General features: G+C 67.1%; 15 protein-coding genes. 9 read left to right on the forward strand and 6 right to left on the reverse strand.

The features are described 5' to 3' along the window. Positions 1–68 precede the first annotated feature (68 nt). A complete protein-coding gene (locus tag BMZ69_RS11945; RefSeq protein WP_092156854.1) occupies positions 69–656 on the reverse strand; it encodes a nitroreductase family protein in 588 nt (195 codons plus the stop codon). A gap of 183 nt (positions 657–839) precedes the next feature. Here BMZ69_RS11945 and BMZ69_RS11950 point away from each other — a divergent pair, with 183 nt between their 5' ends. Together BMZ69_RS11950 and BMZ69_RS11955 are read left to right on the forward strand one after the other, a co-directional pair. Continuing rightward, on the forward strand, positions 840–1,820 hold the full coding sequence (locus tag BMZ69_RS11950; RefSeq protein WP_092156916.1) for a LysR family transcriptional regulator: 981 nt from the start codon (positions 840–842) through the stop codon (positions 1,818–1,820). Between the two features lie 78 nt (positions 1,821–1,898). Continuing rightward, positions 1,899–2,507 carry a glutathione S-transferase family protein gene (locus BMZ69_RS11955; RefSeq protein ID WP_092156855.1) on the forward strand — a complete coding sequence of 203 codons (609 nt, stop codon included), beginning with the start codon at positions 1,899–1,901 and terminating at the stop codon, positions 2,505–2,507. A 12-nt stretch (positions 2,508–2,519) separates the two neighbouring features. Here BMZ69_RS11955 and BMZ69_RS11960 read toward each other — a convergent pair whose 3' ends face one another. The 3 genes from BMZ69_RS11960 to BMZ69_RS11970 all read right to left on the reverse strand — a co-directional run bounded on the left by BMZ69_RS11960 (position 2,520) and on the right by BMZ69_RS11970 (position 8,033). Further along, positions 2,520–4,325, reverse strand: a complete 1,806-nt coding sequence (locus BMZ69_RS11960) for a peptidoglycan L,D-endopeptidase MepK (protein WP_244543328.1) — start codon at positions 4,323–4,325, stop codon at positions 2,520–2,522. A 188-nt stretch (positions 4,326–4,513) separates the two neighbouring features. Further along, positions 4,514–6,394 carry a L,D-transpeptidase family protein gene (locus BMZ69_RS11965; protein ID WP_092156856.1) on the reverse strand — a complete coding sequence of 627 codons (1,881 nt, stop codon included), beginning with the start codon at positions 6,392–6,394 and terminating at the stop codon, positions 4,514–4,516. 148 nt (positions 6,395–6,542) lie between these two features. Then, the gene (locus BMZ69_RS11970) at positions 6,543–8,033 is read right to left on the reverse strand and encodes a sigma-54-dependent transcriptional regulator (protein ID WP_092156857.1); all 1,491 of its coding nucleotides are present in this window, start codon (positions 8,031–8,033) and stop codon (positions 6,543–6,545) included. Between the two features lie 202 nt (positions 8,034–8,235). On the opposite strand from BMZ69_RS11970, the gene BMZ69_RS11975 reads away from it, so the two are divergent. From BMZ69_RS11975 to BMZ69_RS11985, 3 genes are read left to right on the forward strand one after another with little or no spacing between them, the layout of a single operon-like run. Beyond that, positions 8,236–10,077 carry a M3 family oligoendopeptidase gene (locus BMZ69_RS11975; protein WP_092156858.1) on the forward strand — a complete coding sequence of 614 codons (1,842 nt, stop codon included), beginning with the start codon at positions 8,236–8,238 and terminating at the stop codon, positions 10,075–10,077. A 13-nt stretch (positions 10,078–10,090) separates the two neighbouring features. Beyond that, complete coding sequence (locus BMZ69_RS11980; protein ID WP_092156859.1) at positions 10,091–10,975, forward strand: methyltransferase domain-containing protein; 885 nt, start codon at positions 10,091–10,093, stop codon at positions 10,973–10,975. Continuing rightward, positions 10,972–11,412: an acyl-CoA thioesterase gene (locus tag BMZ69_RS11985; protein ID WP_092156860.1), complete on the forward strand. Its 441-nt coding sequence runs from the start codon at positions 10,972–10,974 to the stop codon at positions 11,410–11,412. Before BMZ69_RS11980 ends, BMZ69_RS11985 begins: the two co-directional genes overlap by 4 nt. Before the next feature lie 19 nt (positions 11,413–11,431). Here the strand turns inward: BMZ69_RS11985 and BMZ69_RS11990 are convergent, their stop codons facing one another. Next, the gene (locus BMZ69_RS11990) at positions 11,432–11,821 is read right to left on the reverse strand and encodes a type II toxin-antitoxin system VapC family toxin (RefSeq protein WP_092156861.1); all 390 of its coding nucleotides are present in this window, start codon (positions 11,819–11,821) and stop codon (positions 11,432–11,434) included. Then, complete coding sequence (locus BMZ69_RS11995; protein ID WP_092156862.1) at positions 11,818–12,030, reverse strand: type II toxin-antitoxin system VapB family antitoxin; 213 nt, start codon at positions 12,028–12,030, stop codon at positions 11,818–11,820. The genes BMZ69_RS11990 and BMZ69_RS11995 overlap by 4 nt, the downstream gene beginning before the upstream one ends. Before the next feature lie 160 nt (positions 12,031–12,190). Here BMZ69_RS11995 and purL point away from each other — a divergent pair, with 160 nt between their 5' ends. The 4 genes from purL to BMZ69_RS12015 are packed head-to-tail and all read left to right on the forward strand — an operon-like array spanning position 12,191 to position 15,424. After that, complete coding sequence (gene purL / locus BMZ69_RS12000; protein ID WP_092156863.1) at positions 12,191–14,401, forward strand: phosphoribosylformylglycinamidine synthase subunit PurL; 2,211 nt, start codon at positions 12,191–12,193, stop codon at positions 14,399–14,401. An 11-nt stretch (positions 14,402–14,412) separates the two neighbouring features. Next, on the forward strand, positions 14,413–14,649 hold the full coding sequence (locus BMZ69_RS12005) for a BolA family protein (protein ID WP_092156864.1): 237 nt from the start codon (positions 14,413–14,415) through the stop codon (positions 14,647–14,649). 46 nt (positions 14,650–14,695) lie between these two features. Further along, positions 14,696–15,031, forward strand: a complete 336-nt coding sequence (gene grxD / locus BMZ69_RS12010) for a Grx4 family monothiol glutaredoxin (RefSeq protein WP_092156865.1) — start codon at positions 14,696–14,698, stop codon at positions 15,029–15,031. A gap of 60 nt (positions 15,032–15,091) precedes the next feature. Further along, entirely contained in the window at positions 15,092–15,424 is a 333-nt protein-coding gene (locus tag BMZ69_RS12015; RefSeq protein ID WP_092156866.1) for a nucleotidyltransferase family protein, read from the forward strand. Positions 15,425–15,429 lie beyond the last annotated feature (5 nt).

Raw genomic sequence — 15,429 nt, forward strand, 5'->3', positions numbered from 1 at the left:
TTTCGGGGGCAATCGCTCAGGCGACCAGCTCGAGCTCGGCCGCAGCGCCGGTTGATCGCAAGTTTCGCTCAGCGATGCGTGCGGAACCGAAGCTCGTCGTCCATGAAGGTCTTCTCCGGGAAGGCCGCTTCGTTGGAGCCGAAAGGCATCTGCGCCGTCAGCTTCCAGGACGCGGGGATGTTCCAGGTCTTGGCGACTTCCGCATCGACCAGCGGATGATAATGCTGAAGGCTGGCGCCGATGCCGGCATCCGCGAGCGCGGTCCATACCGCCAGCTGCGCCATGCCGGTCGAATGCTCCGACCAGATCGGGAAATTGTGCGCGTAGAGCGGGAAGTTGGCCTGCAGGGCCTTCACCGGCTCCTCGTCCTCGTAGAACAGCACCGTCCCGGCTCCGCTCGCAAAAGCCTCGATCTTCTTGGCGGTCGCGGGGAAGTCGGCAGCCGGCACGATCGCCTGAAGCGCTTCCTTGGCGATGCTCCAGAACTTGTCGCTTTCCCGGCCGAAGAGGATGACGGCGCGGGAGCTCTGCGAGTTGAAGCTGGAGGGCGACAGGCGGATCGCCTGCCGGATCAGGGCATCGACCTGTGTCTCGGAGATCGGCAGATTCTTGCCGAGGGCATATTGCGTACGGCGCTTCTTGAGCTTGTCGAGCATGGCTTCCTCATCTGTGAACGCGTATCACCGGCAGGCCGATGTCGCGGGTGGTGTTTCCCGGAGCGCGCCCTTCAGACGTGCTTCCTGCGAAAGCGGGATTTGATGAGGGAGAGGTAGCGGTTCACTTGTCGCACCAGAATGCCCATATTGGGCACCAATCTGTTGCTGATCCAGGAACGCTTGATGTCAGAGATCGACGATATCAGGAGCTTCGTCGCCGTCGTCGACGCCGGCAGCTTCGGACGGGCGGCCCATAGCCTGGGGCTGGCCAAGTCGATCGTCAGCCGCCGTATCGCCAGGCTGGAAGCTGATCTCGGCACACGCTTGCTCAGCCGCACGACCCGCGGCGTCGCCGCCACCGAGGCCGGGCTCGAGTTCAAGACGCGCGGCGAGCGCATCCTGTCCGAGCTCGCCGAGGCGCGCGAGGCCATCGCTCAGCAGTCCGAGGGAATGAGCGGACGCTTGAGACTGTCCATGCCGCTTTCCTTCGGCTTCCGTCATCTGGCTCCCGTGCTGGCGGAGCTGGCGCAACGCCATCCGCGGCTGGAACTCGACGTCGAAGCCAGCGACCGCCAGGTCGACCTGATCGGCGAGCGCTTCGATGCGGCGATCCGGATCGGCGCGCTCAAGGATTCCAGCCTGGTGGCGCGCCGCATCGTGCCGGTGAAGAACGCGGTGCTCGGCAGCCCGGACTACTTCGCCCGCCATGGCAAACCGGAGACGCCGCTCGATCTTGCTCGCCATGAATGCCTGATCTACTCGGGCAACAGCGTCGCTGAATGGAACTTCCAGGTGAACCGGCGCTGGGTATCCGTGCGCCCCTCCGGCCGCCTGCGCTCGGATAATGGCGACACGCTGCTCAAATGGGCCGAGGCCGGGCTGGGCATCGTGGTGCTGCCGACCTTCATCGCCAGTGATGCGATCCGTGCCGGTACGGTCGAGCATATCCTCTGGCGCTATCCCATGCGCGAGAGCGCCCTTCATGTCGTGCGCCCGCCCGGTCCTTACGTGCCCGGCAAGGTCCGCGTGCTGATCGAGCTGATGCTGGAGCGCTTCGGCAGCGCGCCGTCCTGGGACCCTTGCCAAGCGGCGGTCGAGGCGAGGATCGCGACGGGAGAGCTGGCAGCGGAAGACTATCCGGCCGACGAGCATCAAATGGCGTGAAGTCGGGCTTCACGCGAATTCGCGTGGCAAGCCCTCCGCAAGCAGCCAGTGTTCTCCCCACGACAACGGGAGATCGCCATGCTGCTGGTTGGAATGCTCGACAGCCCCTATGTGCGGCGCGCAGCCATCACCGGGACCTTGCTAGGCCTCGATTTCGAGCACCGCTCGGTCTCGGTGTTCCGGCACATGCCGGAGTTTCGCAAGATCAATCCGCTCATCAAGGCGCCGACGCTGGTCGCCGGCGACGGCACGGTCATCAGCGAGTCCCTGCTGATCATCCAGCATTTCGAGGATCTCGCCGGTCGCTCGCTGCGCCCGGCTGACAAGGCTGAACGTGTCAGGGATCTCAGCCTGACCGGCATCGGCATCGTCGCCGCCGACAAGGCGGTCTCGGTCGAATACGAGCGCAAGCGGCCTGAGGAGAAGCGCTACGACAACTGGCAGGAGCGCATCCTGTCGCAGCTCCACACGGCGCTCGACCTGCTCGATCAGGCCGCCCAGAGCGGCGAGATCGGTGCGGGGCCGGAGCTGCGGCCGGGTGACATCGCGGCCGCGATCGCCTGGGGATTCTGCCGCTTCGTCATCCCGGAATTCGCGCCGGAGGGGCGCTGGCCTGCGCTGGCGCGTCAGGCTGCGGCTTGCGAGGCGCTCGATGTCTTCAAGGCCTGGCCGATCGACAGGGAGTAGGCGAGAGGCCGCTCAGTTCTGGACGAAGGTCGTCGGCAGGGCCTTGACCGCCGGGCCGGTGAAGCCGCTGGTGCCGACATCGCTGGGCTCGGCGGCGGAGAAGCCAAGCGCTGCGGCCGGGCTCGCACCTGCGACCCAGCCCTTGGCATGGGCGTCCGAGCCCGTCTTCGCCTTGGCGGTCGCGACCGTCGCGCGGCGGGCAGGCGGTGCTTCCGGAGCCGAGACGGCGGCGAAGAGCGAATCGAGACCGGCGCGATCGGCATTGTATTCGGCGGCGATCGGGGTCGTGCGCGGTCGCGCGGCGATCTGCGTCGTGCCGGCCTGCTCCGGCGTTGCGCCCGGCGGGCGCGGCCGGATCGGTGGCAGCGGATGGCTGATAGTGACCAGCTTGGCGCCGGCGGAGGCGGCATCCTCGTCGGCAGTGTCGCCGAGCCGCAGCCCCTCGGTCGACAGGCTCGCCAGCGCGACCGGGCGCGATGGCGGCAACGGCGCCGAGACAGGCCTGCCGGTGAGGATGGTTTCCAGCGACGGGCCCGGCAGGTCGGTCGGCCGGCGCGGCGGCAGTGAGGCGAGAATCAGCTTCTGCTCGGCTGCCGGCAGCGGCAAGGCCGAGGCCTCCGCGGCCATCGCTGCGAGCTGCGGCGCGCCGGCCGGCGGGTTCGGCACGGGCGGCGTCAGGCCGCTCGGGCGTGCGACGGGCAGCGCGGTCGCGATCGGGCTAGGCTTCGGCGGTTCGGGCGGTGCGACCTGGGCGGGAGCCAAGGCTGCGACCTGCGTCTCCTCCGGCGGCGGGGCGGTGGTGGTGGTAGTCGCGCGGTTCGAACGCTCGCGCAGCACGGAACGGCCGGTCGGCTCGGGCTGGGCCGGTTGCGCATTGAACACGGCGAAGCGCCCGCCATCGCCGCTATTGCTGTCGCCGGCATAGGCCATGACGGTCGGTTGCGGCGTCGGCGCGCGGCGGGCCGCGGCGCGACCACGGGTCGGCCGGGCGTCGGCCTCCTCATCGTCTCCGCCGAACAATGCCGCCCAGAAGCTCTTGCCGCCGCCGCTCGACGCCATGATTGCGCCTTCGTCGTAATCGCCGGCGCCATAGCCCATCACCGAGCCGCCGCTCGAGAGAATGGCAGCCTTGGCGACCTCATACCCGCTGAGCGGCTTGCCGTCGGCCGGCAGGTGCACTGTCTGCTCGTCGGGGAAGAGGCGCACGAGCTGATCGCGGGTCATGCGCGGCCAGGAGCGGACCGAACCGGCGTCGAGATGGACAAAGGGGGTGTGGGCACCAGGATAGAAGCCGACGCCGCCGCGCTGCATGCGCATGGCCGTTTCGCGCATGCGGGCGGTCGGGGTATCCGGCAGATAGAAGTCCATCGCCTTGCCGAGCATGTGCTGGCTGTGCTTGGCGACGCCGCGCGAGCGCCGGCGCAGCATCGAATTGGTACCGGGGGAGCGATAGGCGGAGACGACGTGGAAAGGCTGGTCGGAGCCGACCTTGCGATGCACTTCCCAGGCGATGTCGAAGAGCTTCGGGTCCATCCGGATCGGCTCGTCGGTGCGCCAGTCGCGCAGCGCCCAGTTCAGCTTCTCCAGCCCCGCGGAATCGTAGCGGCCGTCACGCTTGAAGGTGACGGTCGTCTCCTCCTTGGTGTGCATGTGCTTGATGGTGATCGTGCGGGTGTCGCCATTGGCGACGGCGTTCTGCGTGCCGCGTGCACCGAGGATCAAGAAGCTCGCGCTGGCGATCAGCAGGAAGCCGGCACGGGCGCTCAGCCGCAAGGGGCGCGGGAGCCGTGCTGCGATCTCGGCTTTCGACCTGCTCACTCTGCCAGACCCGTCTCGAAGCGCCGGGGCGAACCGGAGCGATAAACGTGAAGGAACAGTTGCCGAGAAGGCTTAACGGGAGGTTACCGGCGAGACAACTCCCCGCCGGAATCCGGCAAGCAAGATTGCTCGCTAGCGGCAGATCGTGGCGAAACCGTGCCGAATTGGACTTTTCGCGGTGGATTCAGTCAGGAACGTTGCTCGAGCGCGTTCCTGACCAGCCTGTGGAAACCGTAGATATCGTCGAAGGTCGTGACCGCGCCGGTCTCGTTTACGACGATGGTCTCATAGACCAGATGGATCGGCAGGGGCTGCGGCAGCTTGATCGTGCGCTCGCCGGAACCGATCAGCCGCTTCAGCCGCTCGCTCGACCATTCCGGCCCCAGCACCTGGTCGGCGAGGGCAAACGGGTTCTCGACTCGCACGCAGCCATGGCTGAGGGCGCGCCTGCCCGCGCCGAACAGGCTACGATTGGGCGTGTCGTGCAGGTAGACGGCATGGTCGTTCGGGAACATGAACTTGATCCAGCCGAGCGCATTGCGCTCGCCCGGCGGCTGGCGCACTGAGATGCTGCCGTTCTTGGCCCGCGTCACGACATAGCCGCGCCTTGCGGCATAGTTCGGATCGTTGGCGAGCCCGGGCAGGATCTCCTTCTTCAGGATCGAGGGCGGAATGTACCAGGACGGATTGACGACGACGTGCTCCATCCGGTGCGAGAACACCGGCGTCGCCGATTCCGGCTTGCCGACGATGACACGCGACTCATAGGCGAGCTTGTCGCCGTGCATCACGCGCATCCGGTATTCCGGGATGTTCACGACGATGCGGTTCTCGCCGAGATCGCTTGGTAGCCAGCGCCAGCGCTCCATCTGGGCGATGATGTCGCTTTCCAGCCGGGTCGAGCGCGGCATGGCGAGTGCGGCGACGGTCTGGTCGCTGAGCACTCCGTCGGCGCGCAGGCCGGCCTGCTTCTGGAAATCGGCCAGCGCCAGCGCGGTCGAGCGATCATAGACCGGCTCCTCGCTGGTCCCGAGCCCGAGCCGGGCGCGGACGAGTGGCACGCGGGCATCGCGCATGCCGACCTTGAGGGCAGGGCCGGCCGGGATGCGGGCGACCGGCGTCTCGGGCTTGTCGGCGCGCAACTCGGCGAGCTTGGCCTTGAGATGCTGATAGCCGGCGTGCCGGGGGTTATAGGCGGCGAGCACCGCGCCGGCGTCGGCGGCGCCAGTCAGTTCCGACAGCACCTCGGTCGCCGAGGGCAATTCGAGCTTGGGCGTGATCAGCTTGGAGAGGCGGCGCGGGTCGATACGGCCACCGCGTGCATCGCGGGCATAGAGCACGGCCAGGGCCGAAAGCCGGATATCGGCGGCGGCGAGGCTGTCCTTGTCGCTGCCCTCGAAGACCGGCAGCAGGTAGTCACCGACGCGCAAACCGTCATCGCCGGCACGGCCGAGTTGCGCGACGATCTGCTTGCCGGCGGCGCCGAAATCCTTGCCGTCTATCCAGAAGGGGCGGTTCTCGTTTGCGGCGTAGGCGGCGACGATGTCGGCGCGCTCGCGAGCGGAGAGGCGGGTAAGGGCGGAGGCGATCTCGGCCTGCGCCGCGATCCGGCCGGAGAGCTCGAGGCCCGGCGGCATGGTGACCGCGACATCGGGGAGGGGTGGCAGGTCGATCTGCGAGGGCTTGGCGAGTTGCGGCTGTGGGGCGGGCTCGATCGGTTTGACCAGAGCCGGATCGACCGGCGGCGTCTCCGGTTCGGGCAGATCGAGATCGAACTCGGCCGGGGCGTGGTCAGGCCTGGTCGAGAGTGCGCCTGTGACCATCTCATTGGCCTCGGCCGCTGCGGCCGACTGCAGGCCGGCGGACGGGCGCAGGTCGAGCGTGACCTCCGCCGGGGCGGGGATGTCGAGCTGTCGCGGCTCGGCGTCGGTCTTGAGAATGACCAGAGCGGGCTGTTCAGGCAGTGGCTGACCGATCCCGCTTGCCTCCTGCGCTGTTGCGGCAGCGAGTGCGAACGAGAGGCCGAGAGCGGCGGTTGAGACGGTTTCCGCCAGGCGGCGAAGGCGCATCGATCTACTTCCCCGGTCCGGCCGATCCACGCCGATAACTGCGTGACTCGGCCTGCTTCGACAAGATGCCGCCCTGCAACAGCGGCCGATATTCGCCCTCTGCAGCCCGTCCCCTGTGGGTTGCAGAGCGCGTTTCGATTCGCTCTGATCAGGCGGCGTCGGCGCCGTCGGCTGCGTCCTCGCCTTCGATCAGCCCGTAATCCTTAAGCTTGCGGTAGAGCGTCGAGCGGCCGATGCCGAGCTTGCGCGAGATCTCCGACATGTGGCCGCGGTAATGGGCCAGCGCGAACTTGATGATCTCGCGCTCCAGCTCGTCGAGCGTGCGCATGTCGGAGCCGGCGACGAGGTCGAGCGCATTGGGATCGCGCACCGGGACCTGGATGACGCGCGGCGGCGCCTCGCCACGCGGCTCGCTGGCGATGGAGGCCGGCGCCGGCGGGATGCGCACGTCGAATCCGTCCATTTGCGCGGCGATCTGTGGGAATTCGGCGATTGTGAGCTCGTCGCCATCGGAGAGCACGACGGCGCGGAACATCGCGTTCTCGAGCTGGCGGACATTGCCGGGCCAGTCATAGTCGGCGAGGAGGGTCAGCGCCTCGGCGCTGATGCCGCGCAGCTTGCGGCCCTCTTCGGCGGCGAAGCGGGCGAGGAAGCCGCGGGCGAGATCGGCGACGTCCTCACGGCGACGGCGCAAGGGCGGCAGGGTGATCGGGAAGACGTTGAGCCGGTAGTAGAGGTCCTCGCGGAACTCGCCGCGCTTGACCTGTTCCAGCAGGCTCTTGTTGGTCGCCGAGATGATGCGGATGTCGACGCGCACGGACTTCTTGCCGCCGACGGGGTCGACCTCGCTCTCCTGGATGGCACGCAGCAGCTTGACCTGCGCATCGAGCGGCAATTCGCCGACCTCGTCGAGGAAGAGCGTGCCACCATTGGCCTCGACGAACTTGCCGATATGACGCTCGGTCGCGCCGGTGAAGGCGCCCTTCTCATGGCCGAACAAGATGGATTCGACGAGATTATGCGGGATCGCGCCGCAATTGACCGTGACGAAGGGCTTGCCGCGGCGGTCGCTGGAGCCCTGGATGGCGCGGGCCAGCACCTCCTTGCCGACGCCGGATTCGCCTTCGATCAGGATCGGGATGTTGGAGCGGGCGGCGCGCTCGGCGAGCTGGACGACGCGGCCCATGTCCTGGCTCTTGCTGGCGAGATCGCGGAAGCCGAGCTGCCCGGAGGCGCGCCGCTTCATGTAGCGGATTTCGTGTTCCAGCGCGCCGAGCTTCAGCGCGTTCTTGAGCGAGACCTGCAGGCGCTCGGCCCCGGCCGGCTTGACGACGAAGTCGACGGCTCCGGCGCGCATCGCCGCGACGACGGTCTCGATCGAGCCATTGGCCGTCTGCACGATGACAGGCACTTCGCTGCCACGCTCGCGCAGCGCCGCGAGCACGGCCATGCCGTCGAGGCCGGGCATGACGAGATCGAGGATCACGCAGTCGATGCGGCGCGATTCGTCGACGAGAGCCGCCAGCGCCTGCTCGCCGCGTTCCGCCAGCGCGACCTCGTAGCCGAAGCGCTTGAGCATCGCATCGAGCAGCCGGCGCTGGACGGGATCGTCGTCGACGACGAGAACGGTGGCTGACATGAAACCTCGGCAGGCCAGACGGTTAGCCGGAATCGGCTGTTCCGTTTCGGGTCACTGTCGGGGAGAACGGTTAAGCCCCGCTTAAGCCGGCGGGTCGGGCTGGAATTCGCGCCGCTGTTGCCGCGCTGCCGTTGATCGCGGGCGGCAGGCCGCGCATATGAGAGGGCCACAACCGACCCCGACAGGCCGAGGCAGAGACGACATGACCCGCCCCTTCGACCGTCCCGCAATCGCACGCGCCGCCCACGCCGGAAGCGCGGCCGAGGCGCTCGGCGCCTTGCCGGAGTGGGATCTGACACATCTTTATCCGGCAATGGATTCGCCGGCCTTCGCTGCCGATGTCGAGCGGGCAGCAGTCGAGGCACGCCGCTTCGCCGAGCTCTATCGCGGCAAGCTCGCGGCGCTCGCTGCGCGCGAGGATGCCAGCGTCGCGCTGGCCGAAGCGGTCAAGGCCTATGAGGGGCTGGAGGATCTCGTCGGCAGGATCATGTCCTATGCCGGCCTGGTCTATTCCGGCGACACCACCGACCCGCAGCGCGCCAAGTTCTATGGCGATACGCAGGACAAGGTCACGGCGATCTCGACCGAGCTCCTGTTCTTCGGGCTCGAGCTCAACCGGATCGACGAGGCGCCGCTGGCCAAGGCTGCCGCGCAGGCGCCGCTCAACCACTGGAAGCCCTGGCTGGAGGACCTCGCCAAGGACAAGCCGCACCAGCTCGAAGACCGGATCGAGGAGCTCTTCCACGAGAAGTCGGTCACCGGCCACGGTGCCTGGAACCGGCTCTTCGACGAGACCATCGCCTCGCTGCGCTTCAATGTGGGTGGGAACGATCTCACCCTCGAACTGACTTTGAACCGGCTGCAGGACGCAGATGGCGCCGTGCGCAAGGAGGCCGCGGAGGTGCTCGGCACCGTCTTCCGCCAGCATCTGCGGACCTTCGGCCTGATCACCAACACGCTGGCCAAGGACAAGGAGATCTCCGACCGCTGGCGCAAGTTTGCTGATGTCGCCGATTCCCGCCATCTGGCGAACCGGGTCGAGCGCGAGGTCGTCGATGCGCTGGTCGCGGCGGTGCGCGAGGCCTATCCGCGCCTGTCGCACCGCTACTACAAGCTGAAGGCGCGCTGGTTCGGGCAGGACGCGCTCGACTACTGGGATCGCAACGCGCCGCTGCCCAAGGTCGAGCAGCGCACCATCCCCTGGACGGAAGCGCGCGATACGGTTCTCGGCGCTTATGGCGATTTCTCGCCGAAGATGGCGGGGATCGCGCAGCGCTTCTTCGACGAAAGCTGGATCGACGCGCCGGCCCGCCCAGGCAAGGCGCCGGGCGCATTTGCTCATCCGACGGTGCCATCCGCACATCCCTATGTGCTGCTCAACTATCAGGGCAAGCCGCGCGACGTGATGACGCTGGCGCATGAGCTCGGCCATGGCGTGCACCAGGTGCTGGCCGGTCCGAACGGGGCGCTGATGGCGCCGACGCCGCTGACGCTGGCCGAGACGGCGAGCGTCTTCGGGGAGATGCTGACCTTCCGCAAGCTGCTCGACGAGACGCGCGACCAGAAGCAGCGCAAGGCGATGCTGGCGGCCAAGGTCGAGGACATGATCAACACGGTCGTGCGCCAGATCGCCTTCTATTCCTTCGAGCGCAAGGTCCACGAAGCGCGCCGGCAGGGCGAGCTGACGGCCGAGAATCTCTGCGATCTCTGGCTCAGCGTGCAGTCGGAGAGTCTCGGGCCGGCGATCCGGCTCGGGCCGGGCTACGAGACCTTCTGGGCTTATATCCCGCACTTCATCCACTCGCCCTTCTATGTCTACGCCTATGCCTTCGGCGATTGCCTGGTGAACTCGCTCTACGGCGTCTACCAGAACTCGGCCTCGGGCTTTCAGGAGCGCTATTTCGCGCTGCTCTCGGCCGGCGGCACCAAGCATCATTCCGAGTTGCTGAAGCCCTTCGGCCTCGATGCACGCGATCCGGCCTTCTGGCAGATTGGGCTCAAGATGATCGAGGGGCTGATCATCGAGCTGGAGGGGATGGAGTGAAGCGGGGCGGGCGGTGAGCTCAGTCGTCTTCGACCGCGCGCTCTATCGCCGCCGCCTGTCGGCTGCGCTTTCCGCCGGCTATCCCGATTTCCTGCTGGCACGCTGCGTCGGCGATCTCGACGAGCGGCTCTCGGCGGTGCTGCGCCGCTTCGAACGGGCGGCCGATCTCGGCACGCCGCTGTCCTTGGCAGGGCCGGTGCTGCAGGCGCGGGCGGGGCACCTCTTGCGCATGGCGGAAGTCGCGGATGCCGGCACCGCTGTCGTCGGCGATCTCGAGGCGCTGCCATTCGCACCGGAATCGCTCGATCTCGCCGCCTCGCTGCTGGCGCTGCACGCGGTTAACGACCTGCCTGGCGCCCTCATCCAGATCAAGCGGGCGCTCAGGCCCGACGGGCTCTTCATCGCCTGCCTGCTTGCCGGCCAGAGCCTGACCGAATTGCGCCAGTCGCTGCTGGCGGCCGAGGTCGAATTGACCGGAGGAGCAAGCCCGCGCGTCGCGCCCTTCGCCGATCTGCGCGATCTCGGTGGGCTATTGCAGCGCGCCGGCTTCGCGCTGCCCGTCATCGACAGCGAGAGCGTCACGGTGCGCTATGGCGACATGTTCGGCCTGCTGCGTGATCTGCGCGCCATGGGCTGGGCCAATGCGCTCTCCGAGCGCAGCCGCAAGCCGCTGCGTCGCGGCGTGCTGTTGCGGGCGGCCGAGCTCTATGCAGAGCGTTTCTCCGATGCGGATGGGCGCCTGCGCGCGACCTTCGAGATCGTCTGGCTCTCCGGCTGGGCACCGCATGAGAGCCAGCAGAAGCCGCTGCGGCCCGGCTCGGCCAAGGCGCGATTGGCGGATGCGCTCGGCGTTGCCGAGATCGGCGCCGGCGACAAGGCGGGCGGGGAGAAGCTATGAGCGAGAAGCCGGTCAGGCTGGGGCGGGCCGATTTCCGCCTGTTCCGTGCGATCCCGACGCGCTGGGCCGACAACGACGTCTTCGGCCACGTCAACAATGTGATCTACTACAACTGGTTCGACACGGTGGTAAATGCCTGGCTGATCGAGCAGGGCTTTCTCGACGTGAAGGAGAGCAAGGTCGTCGGCCTCGTGGTCGGCACCCGTTGCGACTATTTCGAGAGCGTCGCGTTTCCGGAGATCGTCGAGGGTGCACTGGCGGTCGAGAAGCTCGGCCGTTCCTCGGTGAGCTATCGGATCGGCATCTTCCGGCAGGGCGGGGCGCTGACCGCGGCGCAGGGCCTCTTCACCCATGTCTATGTCGAGCGCGGTCCGCAGACGCCGGTACCGATCCCGGCCAAGCTGCGTGCGGCCATGGCGGAGATCGGGGTAGGGTAGGCGCTCTGGCGCCCTCCCATCACGCGATCAGCAGACCGCAATGCTTGGCGAAGGGGTCGAAGTCGCGATCCTGATGGAGCAGGAAATGGCCATGTGCAATGCAGTAGGTAGCGATCACGAGATCGGGCGATTTTCGGATCGTCACGCCGAGGCTGCGTAGCTTGCGATAATGCCGGGCAGCCTGGGATGCCAACTCGGGAGACAGCATCGGCCGCACCTGGAAACGGCGAAGCCGCTTTTCGAGCGCAGACGCGTGCGCTTCGTCGCGGGCGCCCCGCAGCACTTCCAGAAGCACGATGTCGCCGACGAGAATCGATGCGGCGCTTTCGATGGCATTGAGCCGAGCGACAGCCTGTGAAGGCGTTCGCCGCAGCAGCGCGATCAAAACCGACGAATCGACCGCAATCACAGGTATTCAGGATCGGTGAGATCGGTCCTCATCTCGTCGAGGTCTCCTTCCCAACCCAAGCCTGCGAGCTCGCGGAGGGCACGTCGCGCCTCGTGCTCGCGCACGAGAGCGCGCAAGGCTTCTTCCACGGTTGCGCGTTTGGTCGGCAGGCCGGTTGCTTTCATGGCCTCGGCGAGCAACTTGTCATCGAGCTCGATATTGGTGCGCATGGCGGCCTCGATGTGTAGGGATTATCCGGATAATACACATCAAGTGGTTGACGCTCAATCTGTGTGCCACCGCTGCGATTGTCTCAGACGCCATTTTCAGGCTATTGCCCCCGCTTGAGATCGAGCCTCTGGCTCGCCCCCTCCGTCAGGAACAGGCCGCGTGATTCCCAACGACATCAAGATCACCCCGCAGTTGGTCGCCGAGCACGGCCTCAAGCCGGACGAGTACCAGCGCTTCCTGCACCTGATCGGGCGCGAACCGTCGATCACCGAGCTCGGCATCGTCTCGGCGATGTGGAACGAGCATTGCTCCTACAAGTCGTCGAAGATCCATCTGAAGACGCTGCCGACCAAGGCACCTTGGGTGATCCAGGGCCCGGGCGAGAATGCCGGCGTGATCGACATCGGCGACGGGCTCGCCGTGGTCTTCAAGATGGAGAGCCACAACCACCCGTCCTTCATCGAGCCCTATCAGGGGGCGACCACCGGCGTCGGCGGCATCCTGCGCGACGTCTTCACCATGGGCGCACGCCCGATCGCGGTGCTCGATGCGCTGCGCTTCGGCGATCCGAGCCATCCGAAGACCCGCCATCTGGTTTCCGGCGTCGTCGCCGGCATCGGCGGCTACGGCAACTCCTTCGGCGTGCCCAATGTCGGCGGCGCCACCGGATTCCACCGCCGCTATGACGGCAACATCCTGGTCAATGCCATGGCGGTCGGCCTGGCGAAGGCCGACGAGATCTTCTACGCCAAGGCCTCGGGCGTCGGTAAGGCGATCGTCTATCTCGGTTCCAAGACCGGGCGCGACGGCATCCATGGCGCGACCATGGCCTCGGCAGCCTTCGACGAGGGCGCCGAGGAGAAGCGGCCGACCGTGCAGGTCGGCGATCCCTTCGCCGAGAAGCTCTTGCTCGAAGCCTGCCTGGAGATCATGGCTGCCGGCCATGTCGACGCGATCCAGGACATGGGCGCGGCCGGCCTGACCTGCTCGGCGGTCGAGATGGGCGCCAAGGGCGATCTCGGCGTCGAGCTCGATCTCAACGCTGTGCCCTGCCGCGAAGCGCAGATGAGCGCCTATGAGATGATGCTCTCGGAGAGCCAGGAGCGCATGCTCATGGTGATCAAGCCGGGCCATGAGGAGCCGGCCGAGGCGATCTTCCGCAAATGGGGCCTCGACTTCGCCGTCGTCGGCAAGACCACCGACACGCTCCGCTTCGTCGTCAAGCATGACGGCGAGACGATGGCCGACCTGCCGATCAAGGAGCTCGGCGACGAGGCTCCCGAATACGACCGGCCCTGGGTCGAGACGCCGAAGCGGCCGATGATTGAGGCGTCGAGCGTGACGCCGCCGATGTCGAACGCCGAGGCGCTGCTGGCGCTGGTCGGCTCGCCCGACCTCTCTTCGAAGCGCTGGATCTACGAGCAGTACGACACGCTGATCCTCGGCAACTCCGCGGTGACGCCAGGCGGCGATGCCGGCATCGTCCGCATCGAGGATGGCCCGAAGGGGCTCGCCATGACCGCCGACGTGACGCCACGTTATTGCGAGGCCGATCCGTTCGAGGGCGGCAAGCAGGCCGTCGCCGAGGCCTGGCGCAACCTGACCGCGGTCGGCGCCCTGCCGCTCGCCATCACCGACAATCTGAACTTCGGCAATCCGGAGCGGCCGGAGGTGATGGGCCAGCTCGTCGGCTGCATCCGCGGCATCGGCGAAGCCTGCAAGGCGCTCGACTTCCCGGTCGTCTCCGGCAATGTCTCGCTCTACAACGAGACCAACGGCGTCTCGATCCTGCCGACCCCGACCATCGGCGGCGTCGGCGTGCTCGCCGATGTGACGAAGCATGCGACCGTCGCCTTCAAGGCCGAGGGCGAGGCGATCGTGCTGATCGGCGAGACCAGTGGCTGGCTCGGCCAGAGCGCCTATCTCGCGACGGTCTGCGGCCGCGAGGAGGGCGCGCCGCCGCCGGTCGATCTCGCCGTCGAGCGTCGCAATGGCGAGTTCGTGCGCTCGCTGATCACCGCGGGCCGTCTCAGCGCCTGCCACGACCTCTCGGATGGCGGCCTTGCGGTCGCGCTCGCCGAGATGGCGATGGCGAAGGGCATCGGCGCCGAGATCGACGCTCTGCCGGCCGGTCCCGCCCATGCGGTGCTGTTCGGCGAGGATCAGGGCCGCTATCTGCTGTCGTTGTCGGCTGCCGCTGCCGAGGCTGTCGTTGCCGAGGCGAGGGCGGCGGGTGTGCCGGCGCAGACCATCGGCAAGACCGGCGGCAGCGAGCTTGCCCTGCCGGGCGAGGCCGCCGTCTCGATCGCCGCACTGCGCAAGACGCATGAAGGCTGGCTGCCCGACTACATGGCCGGCAAGGCCGCCTGAGGAGAACTGCCATGGCGATGGAAGCGAGCGAGATCGAGCGCATGATCAAGGCGGCGTTCCCAGATGCCGTCGTCGAGATCAAGGATCTAGCCGGCGACGGCGACCATTATGCCGCGACGGTGGTCTCGGCTGCCTTCAAGGGCAAGAGCAGAGTGCAGCAGCACCAGATGGTCTATGCCGCCCTGCAAGGGAACATGGGCGGCGTGCTGCATGCCCTTGCGCTGACGACGACGGTTCCCCAAGATTAGAACGAGTTCATCCAGCGGGCCTTGAACCCGCCGCAGGAGAAAAGACATGAGCGACGTCAACGCCCGCATCGATGCTGAAGTGAAGTCCAGCGACGTGGTGCTCTTCATGAAGGGCACGCCGCAATTCCCGATGTGCGGCTTCTCCGGCCAGGTCGTGCAGATCCTTTCCTATGTCGGCGTGCCCTTCAAGGGCGTTAACGTGCTCGAGGACCAGGAGATCCGCGAGGGCATCAAGGCCTATTCGAACTGGCCGACCATCCCGCAGCTCTATGTCAAGGGCGAGTTCGTCGGCGGCTGCGACATCACCCGCGAGATGTTCCAGGCCGGCGAATTGCAGGCGCTGTTCGAAGAGAAGGGCATCGCCGTCAAGCAGGCGAGCTGAAGGGCCCGCAGACCTTTTGCTTCGACGGGTGCATGACGCTGGCTTGTGCTATGAAGCGGCATGAGCGGTTACGTCACCCTGCGCGAGCGCCATGAGCGCAAGCTTGCGGAGTACCAAGCTTCGGTGGAGGCGCTGAAGCCGATGCTCGCTGCCTATGCGCGCGAGCATGGCGGCGCGTTCATCCTGTTCGGGTCCGCGGCGCGCGGAACGCCTAATGATCAGAGCGATGTCGACATTCTGGTCGACTTTCCGGAGGCGAACGCGATGGTCGCATGCGGCTTCGCCGAGGATTCATGCTGGCGGCTGGGCCTGAAGCCCGATGTGCGGCCTGTGATATGGACCTCCGGCAAGGTGGTGGCGCGTGCCCGAGCCGAAGGCCTGATTTTGGCGTAAGGCGA

This window comes from Allobosea sp. CRIB-10 (assembly GCF_900112185.1).
GTDB lineage: Bacteria > Pseudomonadota > Alphaproteobacteria > Rhizobiales > Beijerinckiaceae > Allobosea.